Below are 26,475 nucleotides of genomic sequence, written 5' to 3'. Positions count from 1 at the left end.
CTCGAACGCGTGAAATGACTGCAACGGCCTACACCAGCAATCCTTATTGAAACCGTAAGACGTGGGTACCGCCAGTGCTCCTGGCGGTACCCACGTCGCGCTCATTCTTCGCGCGAGATCTTCTCGTTGCGCTCGTGGCGTTCCTGCGCCTCGACCGTCATCGTGGCAGTGGGCCGCGCTTCCAGACGTCCCAGCGGAATGGGCTCACCGGTCACTTCGCAATAGCCGTACTCGCCCTCTTCGATCCGGCGCAGCGCCGCGTCGATCTTCGAGATTAGCTTGCGCTGACGATCGCGGGTGCGCAGCTCTATCGACCAGTCCGTCTCGCTCGACGCGCGGTCGGTCAGATCAGCTTCGCGCAGCGAATCGGTCTGCAACTGGTTCAGTGTTCCTGCTGCCTCGCGGTAAATGGCATCTTTCCATGCCAGCAGCTTCTCGCGGAAATAGTCGAGTTGCCGCGGACCCATGAAGGGTTCGTCATTATGCGGTCGATACGCGCTGTCGCTGTCGTTAGCGGCGGTCGGCAGCGCTTTTTCGGGTTCGTCGTAGCAGTCCAAAACTGTAGCCATCCCCACTCTCCACTTCGGTCCCGAGTGGCTAAGCCGCCAAAGACCGCTAGTTTGCCCGCTGGCGCCTATACTTTCGCCAAATCATATGCACAAGCGAATGATTGTGCGTGCGAACACCCACTATGCGCATGGAAATTAGCCGAGGCTGAATTTCCGTCATGCCGGCTGACGGAGGTCGAGATCCCCGCTGCTGCTCCTCCTCAATAACAGTTCTGTACCGTTCCCGGACATTAACCATAAGGTTTCCTGCCAGCCTTCCAAAAAACAGGCAAGATTACGGTAAACAGACATTCACTCACTTGCACTTAATGGTTTGTTTTGCACTTTATCTGCAATGAACGGTGCAATAGCTGGCGGCGCGAATGTCGGCAGCGGGTGCCAGCAACAAGAGAGTGGGACATCATGTCGGTTCGCATGGCCTTGGCGAAACTTTGTGCCTGCGCTTGTGGCGGGGCAATCATCGGCGGATCCGGCGTGTACGTCGCCGAGCGCGTGCAACAACCCAAGGTGGTGAAGCAGCACGTCGTCGCGAAGAAGCGCGTTGTCCGTCAGGTGGCGAGCCGCGCCGTCGCGAAGAAGACGCTCCGGCGCGTCGTGACCACCACGACCACAACTCAGGCGCAGCCTCAGGTCGTAGTGATGACCGCACAGGGTGCGCCGATCCCCGTGCCTGCTCCCTTTGTATCGTCCAGTTCCAGCGGCTCCAGCAGTTCGGGCGTAATCGGTGGCTCGGGCGGCGGCGCTTTCATGGGCGGGTTCTTCGCCGGCGGCTTCTTCGGCGGCTCGGCGTCCGGAAGCTCCTCGGGCAGCAGCGGTGTCGACATCAACATTGACATCGACAATAAGAACGAGAACAACAACCAGAACGAAAATAATAATCAGAATAACAACAACAATAATAATCAGAACAACAATAACAACAATAACAACAACGAGCAGCACCAGGACCAGGATCAACACCAGCATCAGGACCAGGACCAACATCAGGACCAGGACCAGCACCAGGATCACGGCAAGCCGGATAAGCCGCATAAGCCCGACAAACCGGGTTGGAGCTCCAGTGGCTGGAACAACTCCAGTGGATGGAGTTCGAGCGGCCATCATGGCGGTAGCTCGGGCGGCGGCAGTTCGGGTGGTCCCGCACCGGTTCCCGCGCCTCCAATGATCCTGCTGTTCGGCGGCGCGGCAGCGGCGCTGGTGGCGCGGAAGCGTTTCAGCAAAAAGGCCCCGGCCGAGACGGCCGAGGCCTGATCTGCTCTGCCCGGCGCGGCGCCGGGCAGCACATTCCTGCTATTCGGCTTTCAGAAGCGCTTCTTCGATCTGCGGCACCGTGTGGCCGGTCAGGTCCTTGCTGATCTCGCCCGTCAGCCGCTCGCTTACCGACTGATGATAGTGTTTGCGCAATTCGCCCAGCGTCTTGGGCGGCGCGACGATGATCAGCGACTCGAAATCGTTGTTCAATGCCCGCTTCTTCAGCATTTCGGCCGTCTCTGCAGCGAACTTGTCTTCCTCCAACTGGTGAAAGTCGGTCTCGCCCATCGTCCCTCGCGCAGGCGCAAACTGCGCGCCGCCGCCACTGGCGTGCATCGAACCGGTCCGCGCCACCGCCGGCGCGCCCGGGCCGCTCTGGGTCGAGGATGACTGACCCGACTGGTCGCGCTTCTGGTCCGAATCCTTCGGGTTCGCGTGGATCTCCTTGGCTTCGACCTGCAGGTTCGGGAATTCAGCATCCCCTTCGTTCCTGAGGAACAGCATCTTTCGCCCATCGGCGACTAGAACGACTGCTTGATGAGGAACCTGCATAAACCTGTCTCCTTGTCTCGGTTCTGTGTCCTGTAACGCCCTGCTTCGCGCCAGGGTTGCGCGGCTTTGTCGCGCTCGCCATAGCGTCGGCCATGCACGACATCCGATCGATCCGCGAAAACCCCGAAACCTTCGACCGGGGGCTTGCTCTTCGCGGGCTGGAACCGCTCTCGGCCGAGTTGCTGGCACTGGACGAGCGCCGGCGTGCCCTGATCACCGAAGCGCAAGCAGCGCAGGCTCGCCGCAACGAAGCTTCAAAGGCCATTGGCGCGGCAAAGGCACGCCGCGACGACCCTACCGACCTGATGGCGGAGGTTGCCGCGCTCAAGGAACGGATGCCGGTGATCGATGCCGAGGAAAAGGCCGTCGGGGTGGAGCTGAACGCTCGTCTCGCGGCCATCCCCAACCTGCCGCTTCGCGATGTGCCCAAGGGCGCCGACGAGAACGACAACGCGCTGGTCCACGAACGCGGCACCCCGCCTGTGTTCGCGTTCGAAGCGAAGGAGCATGACACGATTGGCCCCGCGCTGGGGCTCGACTTCGAAACCGGCGCGCTCCTTTCCGGCTCGCGCTTCACCTTCCTTCGCGGCCCTGCCGCCCGCCTCCACCGCGCGCTGGGCCAGTTCATGCTGGACACGCTGACGGAGGAGCACGGCTATGAGGAAGCCGTCGTTCCGCTGCTCGTCCGCGGCGAGACGATGTTCGGCACCGGCCAGCTTCCCAAGTTCGCGGAAGACAGCTTCCATACCACCGACGATCGCTGGCTGATTCCAACCGCCGAAGTCAGCCTCACCAATTCGGTGCGCGAAAAGATACTGGCGAACGAAGTTCTGCCGCTACGCTTCGCCGCGCTCAGCCCCTGCTTCCGCTCCGAAGCCGGCGCCGCCGGGCGCGACACCCGCGGCTACATTCGCCAGCACCAGTTCGAAAAGGTCGAGATGGTCTCGATCACCGCCCCTGAGGCGTCCGAAGCCGAACATGAGCGCATGACCGCCTGTGCCGAGGGTATTCTCGACAAGCTCGGCCTCGCCTTCCGGCGCATGAAGCTGTGCACCGGGGACATGGGCTTCACCGCCGCGCGCACCTACGATCTTGAGGTTTGGCTGCCGGGACAGGCGCGCTTCCGCGAAATCTCCAGTTGCTCGACCTGCACCGACTTCCAGGCGCGCCGCATGAACACCCGCTATCGTCCGGAGGGCGAAAAAGGCACGCGCTTCGTCCACACGCTCAACGGGTCGGGGCTGGCGGTGGGCCGCACGCTGGTCGCCGTCATCGAGAACTACCAGCAGGAAAACGGCGCGGTCGCGGTGCCCGAAGTGCTGCGACCCTATCTCGGCGGTCTGGAGTTGCTCGAGCCGATCCGCTGATGCGGATCCTCCTCACCAACGACGATGGCTACCATGCCCGCGGGCTGGCGCTGCTCGAAGCGCTGGCGCGGACGATCTCGGACGACATCACCGTCATTGCGCCGGCCGACGAGCAGTCGGGCAAGGGCCGCTCGCTGTCCTTGACCGAGCCGTTCCGCGTCCGCCGCCATGCGGAGAACCGCTATGCGGTGCACGGCACGCCCACCGATTGCGTGATGTTCGCGCTTGCCGAGGCGATGAAGGACAACAAGCCCGACCTGATTCTGTCCGGCATCAACCGCGGCGGCAACCTGGCAGAGGATGTCAGCTACTCGGGCACCGTGTCCGCCGCGATGGAAGGCGCCCTGGCCGGCATCCGTTCGGTCGCGCTCAGCCAGCGTTACGCCCGCACCGGCGCAGGCGACAAGGTTTCGTTCGCCGCCGCCGAAGCCTGGGGTGAGCGCGCACTCCACCCGCTGCTGGCGATGGAATGGGCGCCGCGCACATTGGTCAACATCAACTTCCCCCCGGTCGCTCCTGACGCAGTCGAGGGGATCAGGGTCGTGTCGCAGGGGCTGCGCGACTATGGCCGCGTTGGCGTGGAACGGCGCACCGACCCGCGCGGCTTCGATTACTACTGGCTGGCGATGGGAAGCTCCCCGCAGACACCCGGCGCCGACACCGATCTGGAAGCGATCGAACGGGGCTATGTCACCGTCACGCCGCTTCAGCTCGACCTTACGCACAGGGACTCGCTCGACAGGTTGAAATCCGTCTATAGTTAACGCCATGTGGGGGATGAAATCATACCGGCAGGCGGCGCTCGCCGTGGCCGGTGCTGCGCTGGCGGGATGCATCCCGCCGTCTGGCTATTCGTCGGCCGCCCGTGAAGCTCCGCCTCCGCGGCAGGCTCAGCGGGATCGCGATGCGCGGCCGCCGCAGGAGGACCGCTACGAACGTCAGACGCTCGAGCAGGACGTCCGCGCCCTCCCGGCCCCGCCCCCCGCCTGGGAAGCGCGCCGCGTCGTTCCGGACGCCCGGCAGGTGCCCAATTCCACCTACGTTGTTCAGTCCGGCGACTCGCTCCGCTCGATCGCTGCGAAGACGGGTGCCGCGTCCGAGGCGATCGCCCGCGCCAACGCCATCCCCGCCCCTTATGTCATCCGTGCCGGCCAGCGGCTGAGCATCCCGGGCGGCCGCTATCATCTCGTCCGGACCGGCGAGAGCGGCATCGCCATCGCGCGTGCGTACGTCGTGGAATGGTCGCGGATCGTTTCGGCGAACGCGCTTACCGAGCCCTACATCCTGCGTACCGGGCAGCGCTTGCTGATCCCCACGACCGGCCCCGAAACGCTCGAACAGCGCGCCGCGCGCTTTCATATCGACATCGACGACATCCTGACCGGCGGCGAACCCGCGCTCGCCGTTAATGCCGCCCCCGCCAAGCCCACCGCTTCCTCGGCTCGGATCCTGCCCTCGACCACGCCGGTCGCCGCACCCGCAAGGCGCACCACCGGCCTGCTCGCCTGGCCGGTGTCCGGCCGGATCGTGCGCCGTTTCGGCCCAGGCCGCAGCGGCGAGCGCAATGACGGAATCAAGATCGCCGTGCCACTCGACACCCCCGTGCTCGCAGCCGCCGACGGCGTCGTCGCCTATGTCGGCAGCGACGTGCCCGCGCTTGGCGGTCTGGTCATTCTCAAGCACGGCAACGGCATGACCAGCGTCTATGGCCATGCAGGCCAGTTGCTCGTCCAGCGTGGTCAGGCGGTGCGCAAGGGTCAGACCATCGCCCGCTCCGGCAATTCGGGCTTCGCCGACCGTCCGGAGCTTCATTTCGAGATCCGCCAGGGCCGCACCCCCGTCGACCCGCTGACGCGGCTGCCGGCGCGCTGATGCGGGCGCTCCAGCCCGGCACGCTCAAGCGCAAGTCAAGCTTGCCGGTGTGGCTGGCGATCGGCTGGCGCGTTGCGGCGGTGCTGGCGCTACTCGCGCTGGCGATCGGGGTTCACTGGATCGAACGCGACGGCCTCAAGGACACCGCCGACGGCCAGGTCAGCTTCCTCGACATTCTCTACTTCACGTCGATCTCGATCACGACCACTGGCTATGGCGACATCGTGCCGGTCAGCACAGCCGCACGGATGTTCGACGCACTGGTGGTGACGCCGATCCGCATCTTCGTGGTGCTGCTTTTCCTCGGCACCGCCTATAATTTCGTGCTCAAGCGTACCTGGGACAAATGGCGCATGACGATCATCCAGCAAAATCTTCGCGGCCACATCGTCATCGCCGGGTTCGGCAAGACCGGGTCCGAGGCAGTCGACGAGTTGATCGCCCGCGGCGCCGCGCCCGACAAGTTCGTCGTCGTGGACGCCGATCCCCAGGCGATCGCCCGCGCGCATGCCTGTGGCTGCACGGTGCTCGAGGGCGACGCCACCCGCGACCAGATACTCGAGGACGTTCGCGTCAGCCAGGCCGAGGCGATGATCGTCGCGGCGGGCCGTGACGATACGTCGATCCTCATCACCCTCACTGCGCGCCACCTGGCGCCCGACCTTCCGATCAGCGTCATCGTCCGCAACGAGGACAATGAGTTTCCCGCGCACGCCGCCGGGGCGACCACGGTGATCAACCCGGTCAGCTTCGCCGGGCTGCTGCTCGCCAGCTCGTGCACCGGCACCAACATCGCCGCCTATCTCGCCGACCTCGCCTCGGCGCACGGCAACGTCGCCCTGAGGGAGCGTCTCGTCCGCCCCGAGGAGATCGGCAAGCCGCTCGCCGCCATCGCCAGCGGACTGGGCGTCCAGCTCCGCCGCGACGGCAAGCCGCACAGCTTCGCAGATCCCGAAGCTACGGCGCTGCGGGCCGGCGACACCGTCATAGAGATCGTCGCCACCCCCCGCGCCGCAGCTTGACGGCGCCGCCGCGCGCGACATGGTCGCGCCATGACTGCAACGCTCTTCGCTCGCCTGCTGCCGATCCTGATGCTGGTCGGCTCGAACATCCTGATGACCTTCGCCTGGTACGGGCACCTGAAGTTCAAGGACAAGCCGCTGCTGGCGGTGATCCTGGTGAGCTGGGGCATCGCCTTCTTCGAATACTGCCTAGCCGTGCCCGCCAACCGCTGGGGCAGCAGCCTATATTCGGCCGCACAGCTCAAGGGGATGCAGGAAGTCATCACCCTCGCGGTCTTCGCGGTGTTCTCGGTGCTGTATCTCGGCCAGCGTGTCACGCCTAACCACCTGATCGGCTTCGCACTGATCGCGGCTGGCGCCTTCTTCCTGTTCCGCGCGCCGATGGCCTCCTGATCCTCATCGTTTCGTCGAGCATTGGCCGGCGACCGCGCCACCATCACTAGCAATTTCCTCAGAAATCCTTATGTCGCGCCGCAATCATGGCAACCAAACTTCCTGAAGCCCCCAAGGTTGGGATGGTGTCGCTCGGCTGTCCCAAGAACCTGGTGGACAGCGAACGCATCCTCACCAAGCTGCGCAGCGACGGCTATGCGATGTCGCCCGACTATGCCGGGGCCGCGGTCGTGCTGGTCAACACCTGCGGCTTCCTCGACTCCGCCAAGGAGGAATCGCTTGAGGCGATCGGCGAGGCGATGGCCGAAAACGGCCGAGTCATCGTCACGGGCTGCATGGGGAAGGAAGCCGAGGTCATCCGGGCCCGCTTCCCCAACATCCTCGCCGTCACCGGCGCGCACCAATATGAGGACGTGGTCGGCGCGGTGCACCAGGCGGCACCGATGCCGCCCTCGCCCTTCGTCAATTTGGTGCCCGACAGCGGGCTCAAGCTCACGCCGCGCCACTACAGCTATCTCAAGATTTCGGAGGGCTGCAACCACCGCTGCTCCTTCTGCATCATTCCGGCATTGCGTGGCGATCTGGTCAGCCGCCGCCCCGACGCGATCCTGCGCGAAGCCGAGAAGCTGGTCGAGGCCGGCACCAAGGAACTGCTGGTCATCAGCCAGGACACCTCGGCCTACGGCATCGACATCCGCAAGGAGCCGCGCATGTGGAAGGGCGAGAGCGTCGTCCCCCACATGACCGACCTCGCCCGCGAGCTCGGCAAGATCGCCCCCTGGGTACGTCTCCACTATGTCTACCCCTATCCACATGTCGATCAGGTCATCCCGCTGATGGCGCAGGGGCTGATCCTCCCCTATCTCGACATTCCCTTCCAGCATGCCAGCCCCTCGGTGCTGCGCACGATGAAGCGGCCGGCCAACGACGCCAAAGTGCTCGATCGTCTTCGCCACTGGCGTTCCATCGCGCCAAACATCACGATCCGCTCGACCTTCGTCGTCGGCTTCCCCGGCGAGACCGAGGCCGACTTCCAATACCTGCTCGACTGGCTCGACGAAGCCCAGCTCGACCGAGTCGGCGCCTTCCGCTTCGAGCCGGTCCACGGCGCGCCCGCCAACGACCTGCCCGGCGCCGTGCCCGAGGAAGTCAAGGAAGAGCGCTACGCCCGCATCATGGAGAAGACTGCGGCGATCTCCGCCGCCAAGCTTCAGGCCAAGATCGGCCGCACCCTAGAAGTGATCATCGACGAGGTCGGTGATCCCGAGGACGGTGGCGGCGCCACCGGGCGTTCGCAGGCCGATGCACCCGAAATCGACGGTCAGGTGTTCCTTAGGGACGCCGGCCACCTCGTCCAGGGCGATATCGTCCGGGTCGAGATCGAAGACGCCGACGAACATGACTTGTTCGGCGTTCCCCTTCCCAACTAATGTGAGACTACATGGGCTACAAAGTACCGACCTTCCAAGACCGCGCCGCCCTCGCCGCAGAGGCTAAGAAGAAGGCGCTCGACCGCCTGAAGGCGCAGCCGAAGCTCGATCCCGCCGAGCTCGCCGAGCGTCAGGCCGCGCGTCTCGCGCGCGAAGCCGAGGAAGAGGCGAAGCGTGAAGCCAAGCGCGCCGCGATCGCGCAGGAAAAGGCCGACAAGCTGGCTGCGATCGAAGCCGAAAAGGCCCGCCTCGAAGAGGAAAAGGCCCAGGCAGAGGCAGACCGCAAGGCAAAGGCGCCCCCTACCGCTGCCGAACTGAAGGCACTTCGCGACGCGCGCTATGCCGCCCGCAAGGCACGTTCCAAAGCTGGATGACGCGTCACGGCGGATTGCCTATGGTCGGGGCTCCTCTTCCTGGAGCCCCGATGATCCGCACCGCCCTCGCCGCTGCCCTGCTGTTCGCAACGCCCGCCGCTGCACAAACGCTCACGCCCGATCAGACTGCCCGGGTGGACCAGATCGTGGCTCAGGCACTCGCCGGCGCTCAAGTTCCCTCCGCGTCGATCGCGATCGTCCGCGACGGCAAGATCGTCTATGCCAAGGCGTATGGCGACCAGGGCCCCGGCCTGCCCCGCACCACCGCCGACGCCAGATACCCGATCGCCTCGGTATCCAAGCAGTTCACCGCCGCCGCGGTTCTGCTGCTCGAGGATGAAAGCAAGCTCGACCTCGACGACAAGGTCGCGAAATACCTTCCAGAGGTCTCTGGCGCCGACCGCATCACCATCCGCCAGCTGCTCAGCCACACCGCCGGGCTCCAGGATTACTGGCCGCAGGACTACAGCTTCGCCGCGATGGAGAAGCCGACGACCCCGCAGGGCATCGTCGATCGCTGGGGCAAGAAGCCGCTCGATTTCGAACCCGGCAGCGCGTGGCAATATTCGAACACGGGCTATGTCATTGCCGGCATGATCGTCGAGAAGGTCTCGGGCATGAAGCTGATGGCCTATCTCGACGCCAGGATCTTCAAGCCGCTTGGCATGCACCCGATCGATCAGGACAAGGCGATCGGCAAGGGCTTCCCCCAGCCCACTCACCGCTTCGCGCTCGGCCCGGTCCGGCCGGCCAAACCCGCCGCTCCCGGCTGGCTCTGGGCGGCAGGCGAACTCGCGATGACCGCCAGCGACCTCGCCAAATGGGACATCGCCCGCATCGACCGGAGCGTGCTCGCGCCGGACGACTGGAAGGAACAGGAGACCGAAGTCCGGCTCGCCGACGGCAGCCCATCGCACTACGGCCTCGGCGTCAGCCTTGGCGAACATGACGGCACGCCCACCGTGTCGCACGGCGGCGAAGCCGTCGGCTTCCTTTCCGAAAACCTGGTGATCCCCGATAAGCGCTACGCCGTGGTCGCGCTGGTCAACGCCGACTTCGGCAATGTCCAAGGCACGATCACCGATGGGATCACCGACCTCCTCTACCCCTCCGCCCAAGCCGCAACCCCGTCGCTCGACCAGACGCGCGACGCACTCGCGCGCAAGCTCTACGACCAGCTCCGCGCCGGCACGCTGGACCGCTCGCTGCTGACGCAGGACGCGGCTTACTATTTCGACGCCACCGCCACCGCCGATTATCGGGCGAGCCTCGGCGCATTGGGTGAGCCGCAGGCCTTCGTGCCGCTCGGCAAGCCACGGCTCCGCGGCGGCTTCGTCAACCGCAACTACGGCATCACCTATGCCGGGCAGCACCTCGTGGCGATCACCTATGCCGAACCCGGTCCAGAGGGCCGCTTCGAACAATTCATCGTCATGCCGCGCGATTGATGCTGCCGCATCCGAAGGTCTATTCTCTTTATGTTCTATCCATTTTGAACATGCGGCGCCCACTATGCTATTTACTTCTCTCACGACCGTATTAGGTTTAGCCGAATATAAGGTCGCCTCTACTGGAGCAATTGTCGAGACACTCGATATCCGCTGCGAGGTGAACTATGCCCGATCAGCACGACTATGGTGGCAGGCTAGTAGCGGCTAACGCGTTCGCCACCGCGTCGGGCTGGATAAATCGTACCGCGGTACCGCTGGCGATATATACGCTCACTGGTTCAGCAGTTCAGACCGCTGTCGCATTCGCCATTTCGCATCTGCCAGCGATCACTGTCGGTCTGGTCGGGGGCGTGGTGGCCGACCGGTTCGATTCGGCCCGGGTTTCTAAACTCACGCTCTTTGGATCGGCATTGTTCATACTGTGCATTGCTTGGACGATCAGCGTCGATGCATTGCTGCCCTTGACCTATCTGGCGCTTTTTCTGAATTCGTCGCTGTCCGCAATCCAGCTCCCGGCGTTCCAGGCACTGGTCGCACATAGCTGCCCGCCGCACCGGCTGTTGGACATCAACGTACGCCTTGGCGCTGCGGATCAAACCAACTCGGTCCTGATGCCCGCGCTTGGAGGCGGGTTGCTCATGGCGTTTCCACCGGCCCTGGTCTTCGTGCTTTCCGCGGCACTCTATCTCGGCGCCCTTGCGGTGCTCTGGCCGCTGTCCGCGCCTGGCGCGGGCAAAGGCACGGCCCTCCGAACGCTGCAGGGCATCCGTGACGGCTTCGCGATCATCCACGCCCGCCCGGAGCTTGCCTCGGGAGTCATGACGTTCGCGCTTTCTAACTTCTCGACCACGCTGCTCCAGTCGACGGTGGTCGCCATCTTGGCCATGCGCTTCGAACTCGGAAGCTACCAGATCGGCCTGTTCTTCGCTGCTGCAGGAGTGTTCGGGATCGCAGGTCACGCAGCCGCATCGAAGGTCGCCCTGCGGCTGCCGCTCCCGGCCCTACTCGCGGTCAATACGCTGGCATGTTCGGGTTTGACTGCGCTGATGATAATCGCACCGTCAGCGCAGGCGTTCGCGCTGCTTTGGGGTTCGACGATCCTTCTTGGTGCGGTAAACGTCACCGCATTCAATACCCACCGCCAACTCTGCGTCGGCCCTGCTGAAATGGGCCGGGCCGTTGCGGCTTCCCGAGTGTTGACCTATTTCCCGATCCCGGTGGCCGCAGGCATCGCAGGCCCCGTCCTTCATCTCCTGGGACCGGCGTGGCTCATCGCCTTTTCGGCGACGATGCGGCTTCTTGGCGTCTGTGTCTGCCTCGCGAGCCCGTTCAACCTCTCGATGAAAAGAGCCTCATGAAGAAGAAGGTATATTCGGTGCTGCACGCGGCGCGGCGCATCTATTGGCGTGTCGCAAAGCCGAAGACGTTCGGCGTCAAAGTCGCGATCTACTCTGCGGACCGGTCCAACATCCTGCTTGTGCAGCATCGATACGGTGCCGAGATGCTGATGTTGCCGGGCGGCGGGGTCGGCCGCGGCGAAACGCCCCATCAGGCCGCGCAGCGTGAGGTGACGGAGGAGCTTGCCATCGAGCTGCACGACCTGACGTTTCTACACGATTTTGTCTCCAGCGGCGAAGGCAAGCGCGACACGATCCACTTCTTCTCGGCCACGGCGACGCAACAGCCGACGCCCGATCCCGCTGAGATTGCCACCGCTGAATATTATCCGCTCGACCGGTTACCTGCGAATACCTCTCCAGCAACGCGCAGGCGGCTCGACGAAATCCAATCCAACACGTTTTCGCCAGCTTGGTGAAGGGGGAGACGCTTCATGGAGAAACTTCTGGGGTCTCCGGTAGAGGTCAGGTTCTTGCGGAGCTATCTTCGCCACGCGCGATCACTACCGATCTCGACATATGTCGGGGACAGGACGGCTTGGAGTCTTGCCGATGCCCAGGCTGGCGCGTGGCCATGTAACTGGGATCTGTTCGACGATGTCGTGAGCGAGGCGATCGAAACCCTTGAGGCGATGATGGACGCGCCGCTTCCGGCGATCCCGAAAAGTCGCTGGTTCCTCATCGAGCACGCAGGCACCGTCGGCGGCTTCTACTCACGAAATAGCTACGGCTATTGCGACATTCCCGATGTTGCACTGGTCGCCACGCCTGTTGGCGATGTATTCGCCAACCCGGACGACCGAGCGCTGGAGGTCGCGCGCGGGTATCTTCACGATTGTTTCCACGCGGCCACCTTCCGGTCCTATGGCGTGAAGCGCACGCCGGGGATTAGCCCCAAGGCGCCGCCCAGCGTTTATCGGTACCAGCACGGATTTAATTTCCGTACGGCCGATGGCATATCGTACTCGCCGCCGCCTCAGTCCCGCCCGGGAGGGCTTACCAACCTCGGGGTGTTGATGGACGGGATCGGATCGATCCTTTCCGGCGCCGCGATCGAAGGAGCGCTTGGGACCATGCGTGGTCATCGCTGCGCAGAAGGCTTGGTTGAGGACGTCGCCTGCCGCGTTCCGATCAAGAACGGTCAGAAGTTCTTCGCCGATGTAATCGTTCCCACCCACCGCTTCTTTGAGGATTGGGCCAATATCTCGATGCAGGACTATGCGCGCTTCATGTTCTCGGGCGAAGTGGGCGAGCTATGGCGCCTGTTCGAACGCAACTATGGCCGCTCCTGGGCCTCGGTGTTCCGGCAGGACAGCTTTCCTGCCGGACTGAACGAAAGCGACCTACTGCCTGCCCTGATGGGGAAATCGGCTGCCTAGCTTCAGGGCAGCGCATAAGCGACCAGCGCGTCGCTAACCGGCGTCTCCATGAAGTGGTGGCCCCCCGCCATGATGACCAGATACTGCTTGCCGTTCGCCTGATAGGTCATCGGCGTGGCCTGCCCGCCGCCGGGCAGCACATCCTTCCATATCGTCTTGCCGGTGCGCAGGTCGATCGCGCGGATCAGATTGTCGGTCGCGGCGGCGATGAACACCAGCCCGCCTGCGGTGACTACCGCGCCGCCATTGTTGGGCGTGCCGATTGTGAAGGGCAGCATCGACGGGATGCCGAACGGCCCATTGGTACGTGCCGTACCGAACGCGCGGTCCCAGATGATCTTGCCGTCGGCCATGTTGATCGCACGGATACCGCCATAGGGAGGCTCCTTGCACAGCATGCCGGTGCCGTTCTTGCTGAACGGCCAGAATTTGTTGCGCCACCCGGCATTCACGTCGACGGCATAGGGGGTGTTGGCCTGCGGATCGCCCGCGCCCTCGGCGCCGCCGATCTCGCCGCGCGCCTGATCGCGCGGTGCCCAGCCACGCTTGTTCGCCTCGGCACGTGGGACCAGCGTTACGTAGTTCGGCATGTCGTTGTAATTGGCGACGATCACGCCGCGCTGCGGATCGATCGCGATGCCGCCCCAGTCGGTCCCGCCATTATAGCCGGGATATTCGATCGAGTGACGGCCAGCCTCGGGCGGCGTGAAGAAGCCCTTGTAGCTCGCCTTGCGATACTGGATGCGGCAGATCATCTGGTCGATCGGCGACATGCCCCACATGTCGCGCTCGGCCAGGTCGGGCTTGCGCAGCGTGTGCCACAGCGACACCGGCTGGGTCGCGGAGCGCTGCTCGGGCTCCACGCCGCCGGTCGGTACGCGCATCTCGCCGACCGGGGTCAACGGGCGGCCGGTGCGGCGGTCGAGCACATAGATGTCCCCCTGCTTCGACGGCAGCACCAGCGCCGGCGTGCCACGCCAATCGACCAGAGTCGCCTGCGCGCCGAAATCATAGTCCCATACGTCGTTGCGCACCGCCTGGAAGCGCCAGCGCGGGCGGCCCGTGGTCGCGTCGATCGCCACCAGCGACGTTGCGAACTGCTTCTCCTCCGGGCGGCGCAGGCTCGAATAATAATCCACCGCGGCGTTGCCCATCGGCAGATAGACCAGTCCCAGTTGCTCGTCGCCCGACGCGATCGTCCACATGTTGGGCGTCCCCCGCGCATAGGTTTCGCCGGTCGGCGGCAGGCCGGTGCGCTCGGGGTGCATCATGTCCCACGCCCAGCGCAGTTGCCCGGTACGCGCGTCGAAGCCCTGGATCACGCCCGACGGCGCCCAGCGGTCCTGCCCGTCGAGCACCTGATGTCCGGTCACCAGCACGCCGCGCACCAGCGTGGGCGGCGAGTTGATCGACACGAAGCCCGGCGGCACCTTGCCCATGCCGATCTTGGCATCGGTCTGGCCATTGGTGCCGAAGTCCGGGCATAGCCGCCCGCTGCGGGCATCCACGGCGATCAGCCGCGCGTCGAGCGTGCCTTCAATGATCCGAGTGGCGCAGCTCTGGTCGGCGGCCATGCCCGGAACCGCGTAATACACCACGCCGCGGCAGGCGGCAGTGTAGGGAATCGCCTCGTCCGGCACCTTGGGGTCATAGCGCCAGCGCTCCTTGCCGGTCGCCGCCTCCAGCGCGATCATGATGTTCTTGGGCGTGCACAGGTACAGCGTATCGCCGATCTTGAGCGGCGTTGTCTCCGCGCCATAGGTCTTCAGGATCTTCGGATCCTGCGGCATGTCGCCGGTGTGGATCAGCCATGCCCGCTTGAGCTTGCCGACATTGTCCGGGTTGATCTGCGCCAGCGGCGAATAGCGCCGCGCGCTATAGGTGCCACCATAAGCCGGCCAGTCCGCCCCGACCTGCTGGCCCGAAGGATCGGCCATCCCGGCCGTACCCGGCGCCGGCAGCGCGCTCCAGATCGGGTCGCGCGCATTGGCATCCGCCACCCACAGGTTCACGCCGGTGACGAGCACCGCTGCCACCACCCCGCCCAGCGCTAGCCGCCAGCGGTCGCGCCGCCAGGAGAGCGTCGGCATCACCAGCAGCACCGCAATCAGCAGCACGGCCGGCGCGACGATCCGCGGCACCAATGCCCAGGCGTCCGGCCCGGCTTCCCACCAGGCCCAGAGGAACGTCACCACGACGATGCCGAGATACAGCCAGCCCCCGGCCAGCCGCCCCTTGATCAGCAGGCCGCCCGCGACGACCATCGCGATGCCGGCGATCAGGTAATAAAGCGACCCGCCCAATGCCGCCAGCCACGCACCGCCGACAGCCAGGATCAGTCCGATCAGCGCGATCACCGCGCCCACTGCGATCGACCCCCAGCTCCCCCACCGCCGCGCCGGCCTGACCGTCGGCGGCACCGCGCCTCCCTGGTCGTGGATACCATCGAAAGCGGGGGTTCGGGTGTCGGTCACGTTCAGGCTCCCATGACGGCAGCCATCGCCCCCGACCGACAGGTCAGGGTCGAGGGACAAAGCGCAAGGTCGGCAACCCGGGGCGCACCTCCAGGGTTCCGGCGCCGCATGAAATTTCCTAGCCTTTGAAGGACTAGGCGCGGCGCCTCCGCCGTCCTAGATCATCGCCATGACTGATCTTTCCACGCTGGTTCAACCCGATCGCGGCCAGGCCGCGCGCACCATCCACCTGATCGACGCCAAGGGGTTCGACGCCTGGCTCTCCGCGCAGCCGCCGCGCCACCGCGCCGCCGCCGCCGCGCAGAAGCTGGCGCCGACCGGCTATTCGAGCGCGATCCTCCCCGGCGACAATCCGGAGGACTGGGCGGTGGTCAGCGTGGTCAACAATGTCGACCGCCTGTCGCCCTGGTGCCTCGCCAAGCTCGCCGAGACCTTGCCCGAAGGCACGTACCGGGTCGAAGGGCGTGAGCCCGGCAAGGCGCTCTATGGCTGGCTCACCGCCCAGTACAAGTTCGACCGCTACAAGAAGAAGGACCTCAAGGCACAGGGCCCGCGCGTCCTCCTCACCGGCGACCCGGTGAAGATGGAGGAGGCGGTCCGCATGGCCGCGGTCACCTTCAAGCTGCGCGACCGGATCAACACCGGCGCCAACGACATGGGCCCCGCCGACCTCGAAGCCGCGGCCGCCGATCTCGCCCAGGCCTATGGCGCGGCACTCACCGTCACCAAGGGCGCCGAGGTCGAGAAGGGCTATGGCATGCTCTGGGCGGTCGGCAAGGCCGCCGGCGAAGGCCGCGAGCCGCGCCTGCTCGAGATCGAATGGGGCAACCCGGAACATCCGCGTATCGCCATCATCGGCAAGGGCGTGTGCTTCGACACCGGCGGCCTCGACATCAAGCCCGCCGCCGGCATGCGGCTGATGAAGAAGGACATGGGCGGCGCCGCCCACGCTTTGGCACTGGCCGAGCTGGTGATGCAGAACCGCCTGCCCGTCCGCCTCCACATGCTCGTCCCCGCGGTCGAGAATGCGATCAACGGCGAAGCCGCGCGCCCCGGCGACGTGATGATCTCGCGCAAGGGCATCACCGTCGAGAACAGCAACACCGATGCCGAGGGCCGGCTGATCCTGGGCGATGCACTCACCAAGGCTGCCGAGAACAATCCCGAGCTGGTGTTCGACTTCGCCACCCTCACCGGCGCCGCGCGGGTCGCCCTCGGCGCCGATCTCCAGGCGCTGTTCGCCAACGACGACACGCTCGCGAGCGAGCTGCTGGCGGCCGCGGAGTCCGAATATGATCCGATGTGGCGGATGCCGCTCTACGATCCGTACAAGGATCTGCTGAAGTCCGACGTCGCCGACATGGTCAACGCGGCCGAGGGCCCGTTCGGCGGCGCGATCACCGCGGCGCTGTTCCTCAAGGAATTCGTGCCGGACAAGGCCCAATGGGCCCATCTCGACATCTTCTGCTGGAACGGAGCGCCCAAGCCCGGCCGTCCCAAGGGCGCCGAAGCAGTCAGCCTGCGCGCAACCTGGAAGGTGCTGAAAGATCGCTACGGCAGCTGAGCCGGTGCCACACCGCCTCTACTTCATCGGCGGCCATGGGATGCCCGAAATGGTATCCCTGGCCGTAGGTGCAGCCTAGCGCCGCAAGCGCATCGGCGGTCGCGGCCGACTCGATGCCCTCGGCGACCACCGGCAGGTCCAGCCTGCGCGCCAGCGCGACGATCGCATCCACCAGCCGCAGCGCCTTGGCATCGTGGTCCATCGTCGTAACGAACGAGCGGTCGATCTTGATTTTGTCGAACGGCAGCATCTGCAAGTGCTGCAGCGACGAATAGCCGGTACCGAAATCGTCGAGCGCCAGGTTGATCCCCTGGTCCTTCAGCGACAGGATCGTCTCGCGCACGCTTGCCGCGTCGGTGATCAGCGCGTTCTCGGTGATCTCCACGGTCAGGTTGCGCGCGGGAAACTGCTCGCGGCTGAGCGTCGCCAGCATCTTCTGGCTGAACCAGGCATCCCTCAACTGGTTGGGCGACACGTTGACGGCGATCATCATGCCCCAGTCGCGCGTTTCGCGGAACGCCCGGGTCAGCAGCCCCAGCATCAACTCGTCGATCAGCCCGCATTCCTCGGCGATCGGGATGAACTGGTCCGGGCCGATCTCCGCACCCCGCGGACGCGGCCAGCGCGCCAGCAACTCATAGCCGACCACCACGCCGCTGCCCAGGTCGACGATCGGCTGATAGTGCGGCACGAAGGCGTCGCACGCGATCGCCTCGCGCATATCGCTTTCGATCACCGCCCGCCGCCGGATCTCCGCGTCGAGTGAGGCTTCGAAGGCGCAGTGCCGTCCACGCCCGGATTGCTTGGCCTTGTACAAGGCGATGTCGCCGCGGCGCATCAGCGTCTCGCGGTCGTTGCCGTCTTCGGGAAACAGCGCCGTCCCTACGCTCGCGCCGATATGGTGTGTGCGCTCACCCGCGGCGAAGGGCTGCGCGAGCCGCTGCACGATCGCCTTCGCGACTCGGCAGACCGAATCACTGCCTCCCTCCAACACGATCGCGAACTCGTCGCCGCCCAGCCGATAGCTCTGTCCGACGCCGTTCACGATGTCGCCCAGTCGGTCTGCCACGTCGTGGAGCAACTGGTCGCCGATCGGATGGCCGTGCACATCGTTGACCGCCTTGAAGCGGTCGAGGTCGACGATCAGCAATCCGAATGCGCCGTCGGGATGCCTGGCGTGAAGCCGCGCGCCCAGCGCCTCGGCCAAAGCGCGGCGATTGGGAAGTCCGGTCAGCGGGTCGTGATAGGCAAGCTGATAGGCACGTTGCTCCGCACCGCGCGCCCGCCGCTGCTCCATCGCCATGTCGATCCGCGAGGTCAGCACTTCCAGGAAACCGGCGAAGTTGGTGCGCAGCATGCGCACGACCACCACCGACACCAGCACCATGTTCATGCCGAGCCCGCGCAGGAACCAGCTTTCGGAAAAGATCATGTACACCGTCACCGGCGCCGCGCCGCACAGCAGCACCAGATACCCCGCCCGGGGCAGCGACTGGAGGCAGTAACAGCAGCAGATCGTGCCGATGAAAATGTAAAGCGCGATGCACGCACGCCGCAGCAGGTCGGCCTCGGCATAGAGGAACATCCCCCACCCGCCGAAGCCCAGGCTCAGCACGGCGGCGACCAGCGTAGTGCTCAGCAGGTAGCGGCGGATCTTCTCGGGCTGCGGCTCGAACCCGCGCCGGCGCAGCCAGAACAGGGTGCGGACGGCACACAGGATGCCCAGCAATGCCGGGACGCCCACGCTCCACGCCATCGACACGCTGCCGTGCGACGCGAAGCTCAGGAACGCCGCATCGACCAGCATCAGCGCGTACATCAGCGGAACTTGGTTCCGCAGCACGCGAAACTGCTCGAGCAGGATCTCGCTGCTACCCGTTTCGAACGGGTGGAATGCCGAAAGAAGCCGACGCATCATCCCTTGCAGATGAAGGGTTTAGTCGGCTTATCCCACTCCCGCGTTGTACGGATGCCTGGGTTACCGTTCGTTAACCTTAATTTCGCGCAGAGGCCATGGCTGCCGCCTCGATGATCGGCACGAACCTCGCGGCCGTCAGGCTCGCGCCCCCTACCAGGGCCCCGTCGACATTCTCGACAGACAGGATCGGTTCGGCGTTCGCCGCCGTCACCGAGCCGCCATACAGGATGCGGATGCCATCGGCGGCCTCCCCGATCATCATGCGCAGCTTCGCCCGGGCGATCGCGTGCATCGACTCGATCTGGTCCAGCGACGGCGTGCGTCCGGTGCCGATCGCCCAACGCGGCTCGTACGCGAGCGTCAGCCAATCGGGCGACGCGCCGTCCGGCAGCGACTTCTCGATCTGGGACTGGACGATCCGCTCGGCGCGGCCGGCATTGTGTTCGGCCTCGGTCTCGCCACAGCACAGGATCACCTTCAGGCCGGCCCGGTGTGCCGCCGCTGCCTTCGCCCAGGCGTCGTGGCTCGTCTCATGCTGGTCGGCGCGGCGCTCCGAATGCCCGACGATCGTCAGCGTCGCGCCCGCTTCGCGCAGCATCGCTGCCGACACGCAGCCGGTATGTGCGCCCGATTCCGCCTCATGCACGTCCTGCGCGCCGATCGGCAGCGTTCCCGCCACCGCCGCGGCAGGCGCGATCAGCGTGAACGGCACGCACAGCGCCACCTCCACCAGTGGGTTCGCCGCAGCGGACGTGGCGATAGCCTCCACTTCGTTCAGCTGGGCTCTCAGCCCATGCATCTTCCAGTTCCCTGCGACCAGCTTGCGGCGCATGCCTATCCTCCCTCTTGTTGACAGTGGCGATAGCAAGCCCGCCGTTCCGCACAAGCTTGATGGGCGCGAGCCACGGCCCTAAAGCACCCCGAACTTACTCTTACGAACGGCCCTTCATGCTCCAGTTCTTCCGCAGCTTCACCAAGTCGCGCTTCGGCCTGATCGTGGTGTTCATCGTGCTCGGGCTCATCGCGCTCGCTTTCGCCGCGGGGGACATCACCGGCCTACGCTCGGCCGATGGCGGAGCCGGCGGCAACGTCATCGCCAAGATCGGCGACCGCAAGGTAACCGATGCCGAAGTGCGCGACCGTATCGACCGCTTCCTGCAGAACGCGCAGCGCCAGGGTCAGAACGTCACCATGGAGCAGTTCCTCGCCGAAGGCGGCCTCGACGTGGCGGTGGACGAGATCATCAACAATGCCGCGCTGGTCGAGTTCGCCCGCCGGTCGGGCATGGAGGTCAGCAAGCGGCTGATCGACGGCGAGATTGCGAGCAACCCGGCGTTTCTCGGGCTGGACGGCAAGTTCAGCCAGAAGCAGTTCGACGATATTCTCAGCCAAAACCGCCTGTCGCCCGTGCTGTTTCGCCAGGGCCTTTCCGAAGAACGCTATGGCAATTGGATGATCAACCGCGCGACGCTGGGCAACCAGATCCCGGATGGTGTCGTCCTGCCCTATGCCTCGCTGCTGCTCGAGCGGCGCATGGGCGTAGTCGGCCTCGTCCAGTCGATCGCGATGGATCCAGGTGCCGATCCCGACGACAAGACGCTCGCCAGCTTCTACGCCAGCAACCGCGCCCGCTACAGCGTGCCGCAGCGCCGCGTGGTTCGCTATGCCGTGGTCAAGCCCGATGCCGTGCGGGCACAGTCCGCCGCAACCGATGCCGAGATCGCCGACGCGTACAAGAAGGCGGGCAGCCGCTTCGCCGCGGCTGAAAAGCGCACCGTCCGCCAAGTCATTTTCGCCGATCAGGCGACCGCAACCCGGGTCGCTGGCCAGGTCAAGGGCGGCCAGGCGATCGCCGCCGCCGCCGCCGCTGCCGGGCTGGAAGCAACCAGCTTCGACGGTGCCGAGAAGCCGGCGCTTGCCCGTCAGACCTCGGCGCAGATCGCCGATGCCGCCTTCGCGGCGGCGGATGGCGGCGTGATCGGCCCGGTGCGCTCGCCGCTCGGCTGGCACGTGCTCAAGGTCGAAAAGATCGAGCGCATCGCCGCGCGCTCGCTAGATCAGGTCCGCGGCGACCTTGCCAAGGAGGTCACCGACCGCAAGACCGCCCAGCGCTTGGCCGATCTGCGCCAGTCGATCGAGGACGGCGTCGCTGACGGCAAGACCTTCGACGAAGCGGTTCGTGATGCCAAGCTGGCGGCGCAGACGACGCCTGCGCTCACCGCACAGGGCCAGAACCCCGACGATCCGGCCTATAAGGCCGATCCGGTCGTCGCCCCGATCCTGCGCGCCGCCTTCGCCTTCGAACAGGCGGGCGACGAGCCGCAGATCGTACCGGCCGCCGCCGATGGCAGCTTCGCGCTGGTGACGCTCGATCGCATCGTTCCCGCGGCGCCCAAGCCGCTCGCGCAGATCCGGGATCGGGTTAAGGGCGACTATCTGATGAATCAGGCGCTGCAAAAGGCACGTGCCGCCGCGACTCAGATCGTCGCCAAGCTGCAAAAGGGCGTGCCGATGGCGCAGGCCTTTGCCGAGGCTGGCGTGAAGAAGGGGCCGCCGCCCAAGCCGTTCGACCTCAAGCGCTCCGAAGTGCTCGGCCGCCGGATGGAGCCCTACATCCAGATGGCGTTCAGCATGGCACCGAAGAAAGCCAAGCTGGTCGAGGGACCCAATCGCCTCGGCTATTATGTGGTCTATCTCGACAAGGTCGAGGAGCACAGCGCCGCCGGCGATCAGGCCGCTATAGCTCGCGTTCGCGCGGACATCGCCCCGCAGGTAGGCGCCGAATATGCCCGACAGTTCATCCGCTCGATCCGTGCGCACATGAACATCACGCGCAATGAAAAGGCGGTGGCTCAGCTGCGCGCCCAGCTCGCCCAGCAGGGCGTCCGCTGAGCGTGATCCACGGCAGCGAAGCGGCCCTTGCCGCGCTTGGCGAGGGCAAGCCGGCGCTCTTGTGGCGGCGTGAGATCGCCGACACCGAGACGCCGGTCGCCGCCGCGCTCAAGCTCATCGAGCCGGGCCGGGGCGACTTCCTGCTGGAATCGGTCGAGGGCGGCTCGGTCCGTGGCCGCCACAGCCTGATCGGCCTGGCGCCGGACCTGGTCTTCCGCGCCACCGGCGCCGCCGCCGAGATCAACGGCCAGTGGCTAGCCGACCGCGACGCCTTCGCTCCCTGCGCCGAACCCGCGCTTCCCGCGCTGCGCAGCCTGGTCGAGCGCTGCCGCATGGACGTTCCCGCCGAACTGCCGCGCGCGCTTGCCTGCCTGGTCGGCTATTTCAGCTACGAGACCATCGGTCTGGTCGAGGACCTGCCCCGCCCGCCGCAGAGCCCGGTCGGCGTCCCCGACATGATGTTCGTGCGGCCCACGGTCGTCCTGATCTTCGATCGCCTGGCGGACACGCTGTTCCTCGTCGCCCCGGTCTGGCCGGGCGAAGATCCCCACGCGCTGGTCGCTGCCGCAAGCGAGCGCCTCGACGCCGTCGCCGCGCGTCTGGCGAGCGCCACGCTCCCCGCGCCGGTCCGCGCCGACGCCGCCGAGATCGTACCCCAGCCCGTGCTCACCCCCGGCCGCTATGCCGAGATGGTCGCCCGCGCCAAGGACTATATCGCCGCCGGCGACATCTTCCAGGTCGTGCTCGCCCAGCGCTTCACCGCGCCCTTCACGCTGCCCCCCTTCGAGCTCTACCGCGCGCTGCGCCGGGTAAACCCCTCGCCCTTCCTCTACCATCTCGACCTTCCCGGCTTCGCGCTCACCGGCTCGAGCCCCGAGATCCTGGTCCGCGCCCGCGACGGCGAGATCACCATCCGCCCGATCGCCGGCACCCGCCCGCGCGGGCATACCGCCGCCGAGGACGAAGCCAACCGCGCCTCGCTGCTCGCCGATCCCAAGGAGCGCGCCGAGCATCTCATGCTGCTCGACCTCGGCCGCAACGACGTCGGCCGCGCCGCGCAGGCCGGCAGCGTCCGCGTCACCGACAGCTACACCGTCGAATATTACAGCCACGTCATGCACATCGTCTCGAACGTGGTCGGCAAGCTCGCCCCCGGCAGCGACGCGCTCGACGCGCTGTTCGCCGGCTTCCCCGCAGGCACCGTCAGTGGCGCGCCCAAGGTCCGCGCCTGCCAGATCATCGCCGAACTCGAGCAGGAAACCCGCGGGCCATATGCCGGCGGCGTCGGCTATTTCTCGCCCGACGGATCGATGGACAGCTGCATTGTCCTGCGCACCGCGCTGGTCAAGGACGGCGTCATGCACGTCCAGGCCGGCGCCGGCATCGTCGCCGACTCCGACCCCGCCTACGAACAACGCGAATGCGAAGCCAAGTCCGGCGCGCTCTTCGCCGCCGCCCGCGAAGCGGTGGCCCGCGCGAACGAACCCCGCTTCGGGCAATAGCGTCACGGCACCCGGGCGGCCTTGGCCTTTTGGTCCAGCCGCTCCTGCGCCCATTGCCGCAGCCACTGCCTCGTGCACCCGGTCTGCCCGCCCGTGCCCACCGGCGAGCAGCTGTTGGGCAGCCCGGCGCGGTTCACTTCCTCGACCGTCTCCATTCGGTTGGTCCAAGCCTGGCCGCTCGGACCTTCCTCGGGCTGGTCGCGGAATTCCTTCGGAATGCGGTACGGCGAATCGCCGCCCTTGGCGCACACCACCACTTCGTCCGGGTCGGTCGACTTGGGGCATTGCTCCTGGCCATAGAGCAGGATCGAGCGGATACGCTTGGGCATCTCCTGCTTCGCTTCGCCGCGCTCCTGCACGGGAACGGGCGCGGCCATCAGCACGGCGATCAGCAACTGGGAAAGCATCAACACTCCTTCGAACACAAGCCTCAACGCCCCTGTCGGCCCAAGCGTTGCCCGTCATCTGTGGCCGCGCCAAGGCAATTGCCCAACCTGCCCCGAGCGCCTACCTCACCCCCATGATCCTGGTCATCGACAATTACGACAGCTTCACTTGGAACCTGGTCCATTACCTGATGGAGCTCGGCGCCGAGGTGCAGGTCGTCCGCAACGACGCGCTCACCGCCGCCGACGCGCTCGCGAGCGACGCCCAGGCCTTCCTGATCTCGCCGGGCCCCTGCACCCCCAACGAAGCCGGGATCAGCCTCGACCTGGTCGCCGCCTGTGCGCAGACCGGCCGGCCGCTGCTCGGCGTATGCCTCGGCCATCAGGCGATCGGCCAGCATTTCGGCGGTCAGGTGGTGCGCGGCGGGCTGATGCACGGCAAGACCTGCCCGGTCGAGCATGACGGCACCGGCCTGTTCGCCGACCTGCCCTCGCCCTTCACCGCCACCCGCTACCATTCGCTGATCGTCACCGACATTCCCGAAGCGCTGGTGGTCAACGCCACCGCCGCCGACGCCTCGGTAATGGGCTTCCGCCACCGCGAACTGCCGATCCACGGCGTCCAGTTCCACCCCGAAAGCATCGCCACCGAACACGGCCACGCGATGCTCGCCAACTTCCTCAAGGAAGCCGGAATAAACACCAAAGCACTAGCCTAACCAGTCCTCCCCGGGACGGGAAGGGGGACCGCCAGCGCAAGCTGATGGTGGAGGGGGGCCTCCTCATTGCGATCACCAAGCGGAAAGCCCCCTCCACCATGCTGCGCATGGTCCCCCTCCCCGTGCCGGGGAGGATTGCTTCACCAAATCTCTCGACTTCCCCCTGCCACCCCGGAATAGAGACCCCGTGACCACCTTCTCCCTCCTCCCCAGCCCCGCGACTCCGCTCTCGCGCGAATCCGCCGCGCAGGCCTTCGCCGACATCCTCGACGGCACCGTGCCCGAGGAAGCGATCGAGCATTTCCTCATCGCCCTCTCGGTCCGCGGCGAGACCAGCATCGAGATCGCCGAGGCCGCCCGCGCCATGCGCGCCCGCCTGATTCCGATCACCGCCCCGGCCGGGGCGATCGACGTGTGCGGCACGGGCGGCGACGGCCATCACACCCTCAACGTCTCCACCGCCGTCAGCCTGGTCGTCGCGGCATGCGGCGTCCCCGTCGCCAAGCACGGCAACCGCGCCGCCTCGTCCAAGGCCGGCGCCGCCGACACCCTCGAAGCATTGGGCCTCGACCTCGACCGCGCCGCCGCTCAGGCCGAAGACACCCTCGGCGACCTCGGCATCGCCTTCCTCTACGCCCAGCACCACCACCCGGCGATGGCGCGCATCGGCCCGCTGCGCCGCCGCATCGCCCGCCGCACGATCTTCAACCTCATGGGTCCGCTCGCCAATCCCGCGCACGTCACCCGCCAGCTGATCGGCATCGCCCGCCCCGATTACGCCCCGATCTATGCCGAGGCGCTCGAACAGCTCGGCGTCGAGGCGGCGGCCGTGATCTCGGGCGAGGAAGGCCTGGACGAGCTTTCCACCGAACATGCCAGCATCGCCGTCAACATCGGCAGCGCCACCCTGCCCACCCGCATCACGCCCGAGGATGCAGGCCTGTCCCGTCACCCGCTGGCGGCGATCCGCGGCGGCGACCCCGCGCACAACGCGCTGGCGCTCCGCCGCCTGCTGCTCGGCGACGAAGGTCCCTATCGCGACGCGGTGCTGCTCAACGCCGCCGCCGCGCTGATGGTCGCCGGCACCGCCAAGTTCCTCACCGAAGGCGCCGCCGAAGCCGCCGAGGCCATTGACGACGGCCGCGCCAACGCCCTGCTCGACCGCTGGATCGCCTACGTATGAGCACTATTCTCGACCGCATCCTTGCTACCAAGCGCGAGGAAGTCGCCGCACGCAAAGCCGCCCCGCGCCGCTGGCCCGCCCCCACGCCCCCGCGCGGCTTCAAGGCGGCGCTCGACGCCCGCGCCGCCGCCGGCGGCTATGGCCTGATCGCCGAGATCAAGAAGGCCAGCCCTTCGAAGGGCCTGATCCGCGCCGACTTCGATCCCCCCGCCCATGCCCGCGCCTATCAGGCCGGCGGCGCCGCCTGCCTGTCGATCCTCACCGACCGCGACTATTTCCAGGGTCACGAGGACTATCTGATCGCCGCCCGCGCGGCGTGCGACCTGCCGGTCATCCGCAAGGACTTCATGATCGACCCCTGGCAGGTCGAGGAAGCACGCGCGATCGGTGCCGACGCGATCCTGATCATCGTCGCCGCGCTCGAAGACACCCAGATGGCCGAGATCGAAGCCGCCGCGTTCGAACAGGGCATGGACGTCCTCGTGGAAGTCCACGACGCCCAGGAACTCGACCGCGCGCTCACCCTCAAGTCGCGCCTGATCGGCGTCAACAACCGCAACCTCAAGACCTTCGAAGTCGACGTTCAAAAAACCTACGAACTCGTCGCCCGCGCGCCCAGGGACTGCACCTTCGTCGCCGAGTCCGGCCTCACCAGCCGCGCCGACCTCGACGCCATGGCCGAACACGCTATCCGCTGCTTCCTGATCGGCGAATCGCTGATGCGCCAACCCGACATCGAAGCCGCCACCCGTACGATGGTAGGCTGACCCACCGGCTACC

At 66.2% G+C, this 26,475-nt stretch carries 24 protein-coding genes; 18 read left to right on the top strand and 6 right to left on the bottom strand.

What is annotated here, in order from left to right; genetic code table 11:
* Positions 1 to 101: 101 nt before the first annotated feature.
* Positions 102 to 569 carry an RNA polymerase-binding protein DksA gene (gene dksA, locus LZ586_RS01625; RefSeq protein ID WP_235077967.1) on the bottom strand — a complete coding sequence of 156 codons (468 nt, stop codon included), beginning with the start codon at positions 567 to 569 and terminating at the stop codon, positions 102 to 104.
* A gap of 402 nt (positions 570 to 971) precedes the next feature.
* Between dksA and LZ586_RS01620 the strand changes: the two genes are divergently transcribed.
* Positions 972 to 1,820: a hypothetical protein gene (locus tag LZ586_RS01620; protein WP_235077966.1), complete on the top strand. Its 849-nt coding sequence runs from the start codon at positions 972 to 974 to the stop codon at positions 1,818 to 1,820.
* Between the two features lie 39 nt (positions 1,821 to 1,859).
* Here LZ586_RS01620 and LZ586_RS01615 read toward each other — a convergent pair whose 3' ends face one another.
* A complete protein-coding gene (locus LZ586_RS01615; protein ID WP_235077965.1) occupies positions 1,860 to 2,372 on the bottom strand; it encodes a host attachment family protein in 513 nt (170 codons plus the stop codon).
* A gap of 92 nt (positions 2,373 to 2,464) precedes the next feature.
* Here LZ586_RS01615 and serS point away from each other — a divergent pair, with 92 nt between their 5' ends.
* From serS to LZ586_RS01560, 11 genes are all read left to right on the top strand, one after another.
* On the top strand, positions 2,465 to 3,739 hold the full coding sequence (gene serS, locus LZ586_RS01610) for a serine--tRNA ligase (RefSeq protein ID WP_235077964.1): 1,275 nt from the start codon (positions 2,465 to 2,467) through the stop codon (positions 3,737 to 3,739).
* Positions 3,739 to 4,503, top strand: coding sequence for a 5'/3'-nucleotidase SurE (gene surE / locus LZ586_RS01605; RefSeq protein WP_235077963.1), 765 nt, complete (start codon positions 3,739 to 3,741; stop codon positions 4,501 to 4,503). The genes serS and surE overlap by 1 nt, the downstream gene beginning before the upstream one ends.
* Before the next feature lie 13 nt (positions 4,504 to 4,516).
* Positions 4,517 to 5,611 (top strand): M23 family metallopeptidase, encoded by a 1,095-nt coding sequence (locus LZ586_RS01600; RefSeq protein WP_235077962.1) that lies wholly within the window; start codon positions 4,517 to 4,519, stop codon positions 5,609 to 5,611.
* Positions 5,611 to 6,633 carry a potassium channel family protein gene (locus tag LZ586_RS01595; RefSeq protein WP_235077961.1) on the top strand — a complete coding sequence of 341 codons (1,023 nt, stop codon included), beginning with the start codon at positions 5,611 to 5,613 and terminating at the stop codon, positions 6,631 to 6,633. The genes LZ586_RS01600 and LZ586_RS01595 overlap by 1 nt, the downstream gene beginning before the upstream one ends.
* Before the next feature lie 30 nt (positions 6,634 to 6,663).
* The gene (locus LZ586_RS01590) at positions 6,664 to 7,026 is read left to right on the top strand and encodes a DMT family protein (RefSeq protein ID WP_235077960.1); all 363 of its coding nucleotides are present in this window, start codon (positions 6,664 to 6,666) and stop codon (positions 7,024 to 7,026) included.
* 86 nt (positions 7,027 to 7,112) lie between these two features.
* Complete coding sequence (rimO, locus tag LZ586_RS01585; RefSeq protein ID WP_235077959.1) at positions 7,113 to 8,456, top strand: 30S ribosomal protein S12 methylthiotransferase RimO; 1,344 nt, start codon at positions 7,113 to 7,115, stop codon at positions 8,454 to 8,456.
* An 11-nt stretch (positions 8,457 to 8,467) separates the two neighbouring features.
* Positions 8,468 to 8,830: a DUF6481 family protein gene (locus LZ586_RS01580; RefSeq protein ID WP_235077958.1), complete on the top strand. Its 363-nt coding sequence runs from the start codon at positions 8,468 to 8,470 to the stop codon at positions 8,828 to 8,830.
* Between the two features lie 50 nt (positions 8,831 to 8,880).
* Positions 8,881 to 10,278, top strand: a complete 1,398-nt coding sequence (locus LZ586_RS01575) for a serine hydrolase domain-containing protein (RefSeq protein ID WP_235077957.1) — start codon at positions 8,881 to 8,883, stop codon at positions 10,276 to 10,278.
* Between the two features lie 167 nt (positions 10,279 to 10,445).
* On the top strand, positions 10,446 to 11,639 hold the full coding sequence (locus LZ586_RS01570) for an MFS transporter (protein ID WP_235077956.1): 1,194 nt from the start codon (positions 10,446 to 10,448) through the stop codon (positions 11,637 to 11,639).
* The gene (locus LZ586_RS01565; protein ID WP_235077955.1) at positions 11,636 to 12,097 is read left to right on the top strand and encodes an NUDIX domain-containing protein; all 462 of its coding nucleotides are present in this window, start codon (positions 11,636 to 11,638) and stop codon (positions 12,095 to 12,097) included. Before LZ586_RS01570 ends, LZ586_RS01565 begins: the two co-directional genes overlap by 4 nt.
* Positions 12,098 to 12,280: 183 nt before the next feature.
* Positions 12,281 to 13,057 carry a hypothetical protein gene (locus tag LZ586_RS01560; RefSeq protein ID WP_235077954.1) on the top strand — a complete coding sequence of 259 codons (777 nt, stop codon included), beginning with the start codon at positions 12,281 to 12,283 and terminating at the stop codon, positions 13,055 to 13,057.
* A gap of 2 nt (positions 13,058 to 13,059) precedes the next feature.
* Here the strand turns inward: LZ586_RS01560 and LZ586_RS01555 are convergent, their stop codons facing one another.
* A complete protein-coding gene (locus LZ586_RS01555; RefSeq protein WP_413777322.1) occupies positions 13,060 to 15,423 on the bottom strand; it encodes a membrane-bound PQQ-dependent dehydrogenase, glucose/quinate/shikimate family in 2,364 nt (787 codons plus the stop codon).
* A gap of 277 nt (positions 15,424 to 15,700) precedes the next feature.
* On the opposite strand from LZ586_RS01555, the gene LZ586_RS01550 reads away from it, so the two are divergent.
* The gene (locus tag LZ586_RS01550) at positions 15,701 to 17,095 is read left to right on the top strand and encodes a leucyl aminopeptidase family protein (protein ID WP_235077953.1); all 1,395 of its coding nucleotides are present in this window, start codon (positions 15,701 to 15,703) and stop codon (positions 17,093 to 17,095) included.
* Here the strand turns inward: LZ586_RS01550 and LZ586_RS01545 are convergent.
* Both LZ586_RS01545 and tpiA read right to left on the bottom strand, forming a co-directional pair.
* Positions 17,046 to 19,013, bottom strand: a complete 1,968-nt coding sequence (locus LZ586_RS01545; RefSeq protein WP_235077952.1) for a putative bifunctional diguanylate cyclase/phosphodiesterase — start codon at positions 19,011 to 19,013, stop codon at positions 17,046 to 17,048. The two genes, LZ586_RS01550 and LZ586_RS01545, sit on opposite strands and share 50 nt — an antisense overlap.
* 76 nt (positions 19,014 to 19,089) lie before the next feature.
* Positions 19,090 to 19,845, bottom strand: coding sequence for a triose-phosphate isomerase (gene tpiA, locus LZ586_RS01540; protein ID WP_235077951.1), 756 nt, complete (start codon positions 19,843 to 19,845; stop codon positions 19,090 to 19,092).
* A gap of 116 nt (positions 19,846 to 19,961) precedes the next feature.
* On the opposite strand from tpiA, the gene LZ586_RS01535 reads away from it, so the two are divergent.
* Both LZ586_RS01535 and LZ586_RS01530 read left to right on the top strand, forming a co-directional pair.
* Entirely contained in the window at positions 19,962 to 21,905 is a 1,944-nt protein-coding gene (locus LZ586_RS01535) for a peptidylprolyl isomerase (protein WP_235077950.1), read from the top strand.
* Between the two features lie 2 nt (positions 21,906 to 21,907).
* Positions 21,908 to 23,407, top strand: a complete 1,500-nt coding sequence (locus LZ586_RS01530) for an anthranilate synthase component I family protein (protein WP_235077949.1) — start codon at positions 21,908 to 21,910, stop codon at positions 23,405 to 23,407.
* 2 nt (positions 23,408 to 23,409) lie between these two features.
* On the opposite strand, the gene LZ586_RS01525 is transcribed toward LZ586_RS01530, so the two are convergent.
* Positions 23,410 to 23,814 (bottom strand): hypothetical protein, encoded by a 405-nt coding sequence (locus LZ586_RS01525; protein WP_235077948.1) that lies wholly within the window; start codon positions 23,812 to 23,814, stop codon positions 23,410 to 23,412.
* 113 nt (positions 23,815 to 23,927) lie between these two features.
* On the opposite strand from LZ586_RS01525, the gene LZ586_RS01520 reads away from it, so the two are divergent.
* From LZ586_RS01520 to trpC, 3 genes are all read left to right on the top strand, one after another.
* Positions 23,928 to 24,512, top strand: a complete 585-nt coding sequence (locus LZ586_RS01520) for an anthranilate synthase component II (protein WP_235077947.1) — start codon at positions 23,928 to 23,930, stop codon at positions 24,510 to 24,512.
* Positions 24,513 to 24,699: 187 nt separating this feature from the next.
* Positions 24,700 to 25,695, top strand: coding sequence for an anthranilate phosphoribosyltransferase (gene trpD, locus LZ586_RS01515; protein WP_235077946.1), 996 nt, complete (start codon positions 24,700 to 24,702; stop codon positions 25,693 to 25,695).
* Positions 25,692 to 26,462: an indole-3-glycerol phosphate synthase TrpC gene (gene trpC, locus LZ586_RS01510; RefSeq protein ID WP_235077945.1), complete on the top strand. Its 771-nt coding sequence runs from the start codon at positions 25,692 to 25,694 to the stop codon at positions 26,460 to 26,462. The genes trpD and trpC overlap by 4 nt, the downstream gene beginning before the upstream one ends.
* Positions 26,463 to 26,475: the final 13 nt, after the last annotated feature.

The organism is Sphingomonas sp. S2-65 (genome assembly GCF_021513175.1).
In the GTDB taxonomy this organism is placed as follows: Bacteria; Pseudomonadota; Alphaproteobacteria; order Sphingomonadales; family Sphingomonadaceae; genus Sphingomonas.
Note: the sequence above shows the minus strand (reverse complement) of the source record. Positions and strands in the feature narration are given on the sequence as shown.

Excerpts from the sequence above, each read along its gene's own strand:
- dksA (WP_235077967.1), bottom strand. The coding sequence starts at position 569 with ATGGCTACAGTTTTGGACTGCTACGACGAACCCGAAAAAGCGCTGCCG.
- LZ586_RS01620 (WP_235077966.1), top strand. The coding sequence starts at position 972 with ATGTCGGTTCGCATGGCCTTGGCGAAACTTTGTGCCTGCGCTTGTGGC.
- LZ586_RS01615 (WP_235077965.1), bottom strand. The coding sequence starts at position 2,372 with ATGCAGGTTCCTCATCAAGCAGTCGTTCTAGTCGCCGATGGGCGAAAG.
- serS (WP_235077964.1), top strand. The coding sequence starts at position 2,465 with ATGCACGACATCCGATCGATCCGCGAAAACCCCGAAACCTTCGACCGG.
- surE (WP_235077963.1), top strand. The coding sequence starts at position 3,739 with ATGCGGATCCTCCTCACCAACGACGATGGCTACCATGCCCGCGGGCTG.
- LZ586_RS01600 (WP_235077962.1), top strand. The coding sequence starts at position 4,517 with ATGAAATCATACCGGCAGGCGGCGCTCGCCGTGGCCGGTGCTGCGCTG.
- LZ586_RS01595 (WP_235077961.1), top strand. The coding sequence starts at position 5,611 with ATGCGGGCGCTCCAGCCCGGCACGCTCAAGCGCAAGTCAAGCTTGCCG.
- LZ586_RS01590 (WP_235077960.1), top strand. The coding sequence starts at position 6,664 with ATGACTGCAACGCTCTTCGCTCGCCTGCTGCCGATCCTGATGCTGGTC.
- rimO (WP_235077959.1), top strand. The coding sequence starts at position 7,113 with ATGGCAACCAAACTTCCTGAAGCCCCCAAGGTTGGGATGGTGTCGCTC.
- LZ586_RS01580 (WP_235077958.1), top strand. The coding sequence starts at position 8,468 with ATGGGCTACAAAGTACCGACCTTCCAAGACCGCGCCGCCCTCGCCGCA.
- LZ586_RS01575 (WP_235077957.1), top strand. The coding sequence starts at position 8,881 with ATGATCCGCACCGCCCTCGCCGCTGCCCTGCTGTTCGCAACGCCCGCC.
- LZ586_RS01570 (WP_235077956.1), top strand. The coding sequence starts at position 10,446 with ATGCCCGATCAGCACGACTATGGTGGCAGGCTAGTAGCGGCTAACGCG.
- LZ586_RS01565 (WP_235077955.1), top strand. The coding sequence starts at position 11,636 with ATGAAGAAGAAGGTATATTCGGTGCTGCACGCGGCGCGGCGCATCTAT.
- LZ586_RS01550 (WP_235077953.1), top strand. The coding sequence starts at position 15,701 with ATGACTGATCTTTCCACGCTGGTTCAACCCGATCGCGGCCAGGCCGCG.
- LZ586_RS01545 (WP_235077952.1), bottom strand. The coding sequence starts at position 19,013 with ATGATGCGTCGGCTTCTTTCGGCATTCCACCCGTTCGAAACGGGTAGC.
- tpiA (WP_235077951.1), bottom strand. The coding sequence starts at position 19,845 with ATGCGCCGCAAGCTGGTCGCAGGGAACTGGAAGATGCATGGGCTGAGA.
- LZ586_RS01535 (WP_235077950.1), top strand. The coding sequence starts at position 19,962 with ATGCTCCAGTTCTTCCGCAGCTTCACCAAGTCGCGCTTCGGCCTGATC.
- LZ586_RS01525 (WP_235077948.1), bottom strand. The coding sequence starts at position 23,814 with ATGCTTTCCCAGTTGCTGATCGCCGTGCTGATGGCCGCGCCCGTTCCC.
- LZ586_RS01520 (WP_235077947.1), top strand. The coding sequence starts at position 23,928 with ATGATCCTGGTCATCGACAATTACGACAGCTTCACTTGGAACCTGGTC.
- trpC (WP_235077945.1), top strand. The coding sequence starts at position 25,692 with ATGAGCACTATTCTCGACCGCATCCTTGCTACCAAGCGCGAGGAAGTC.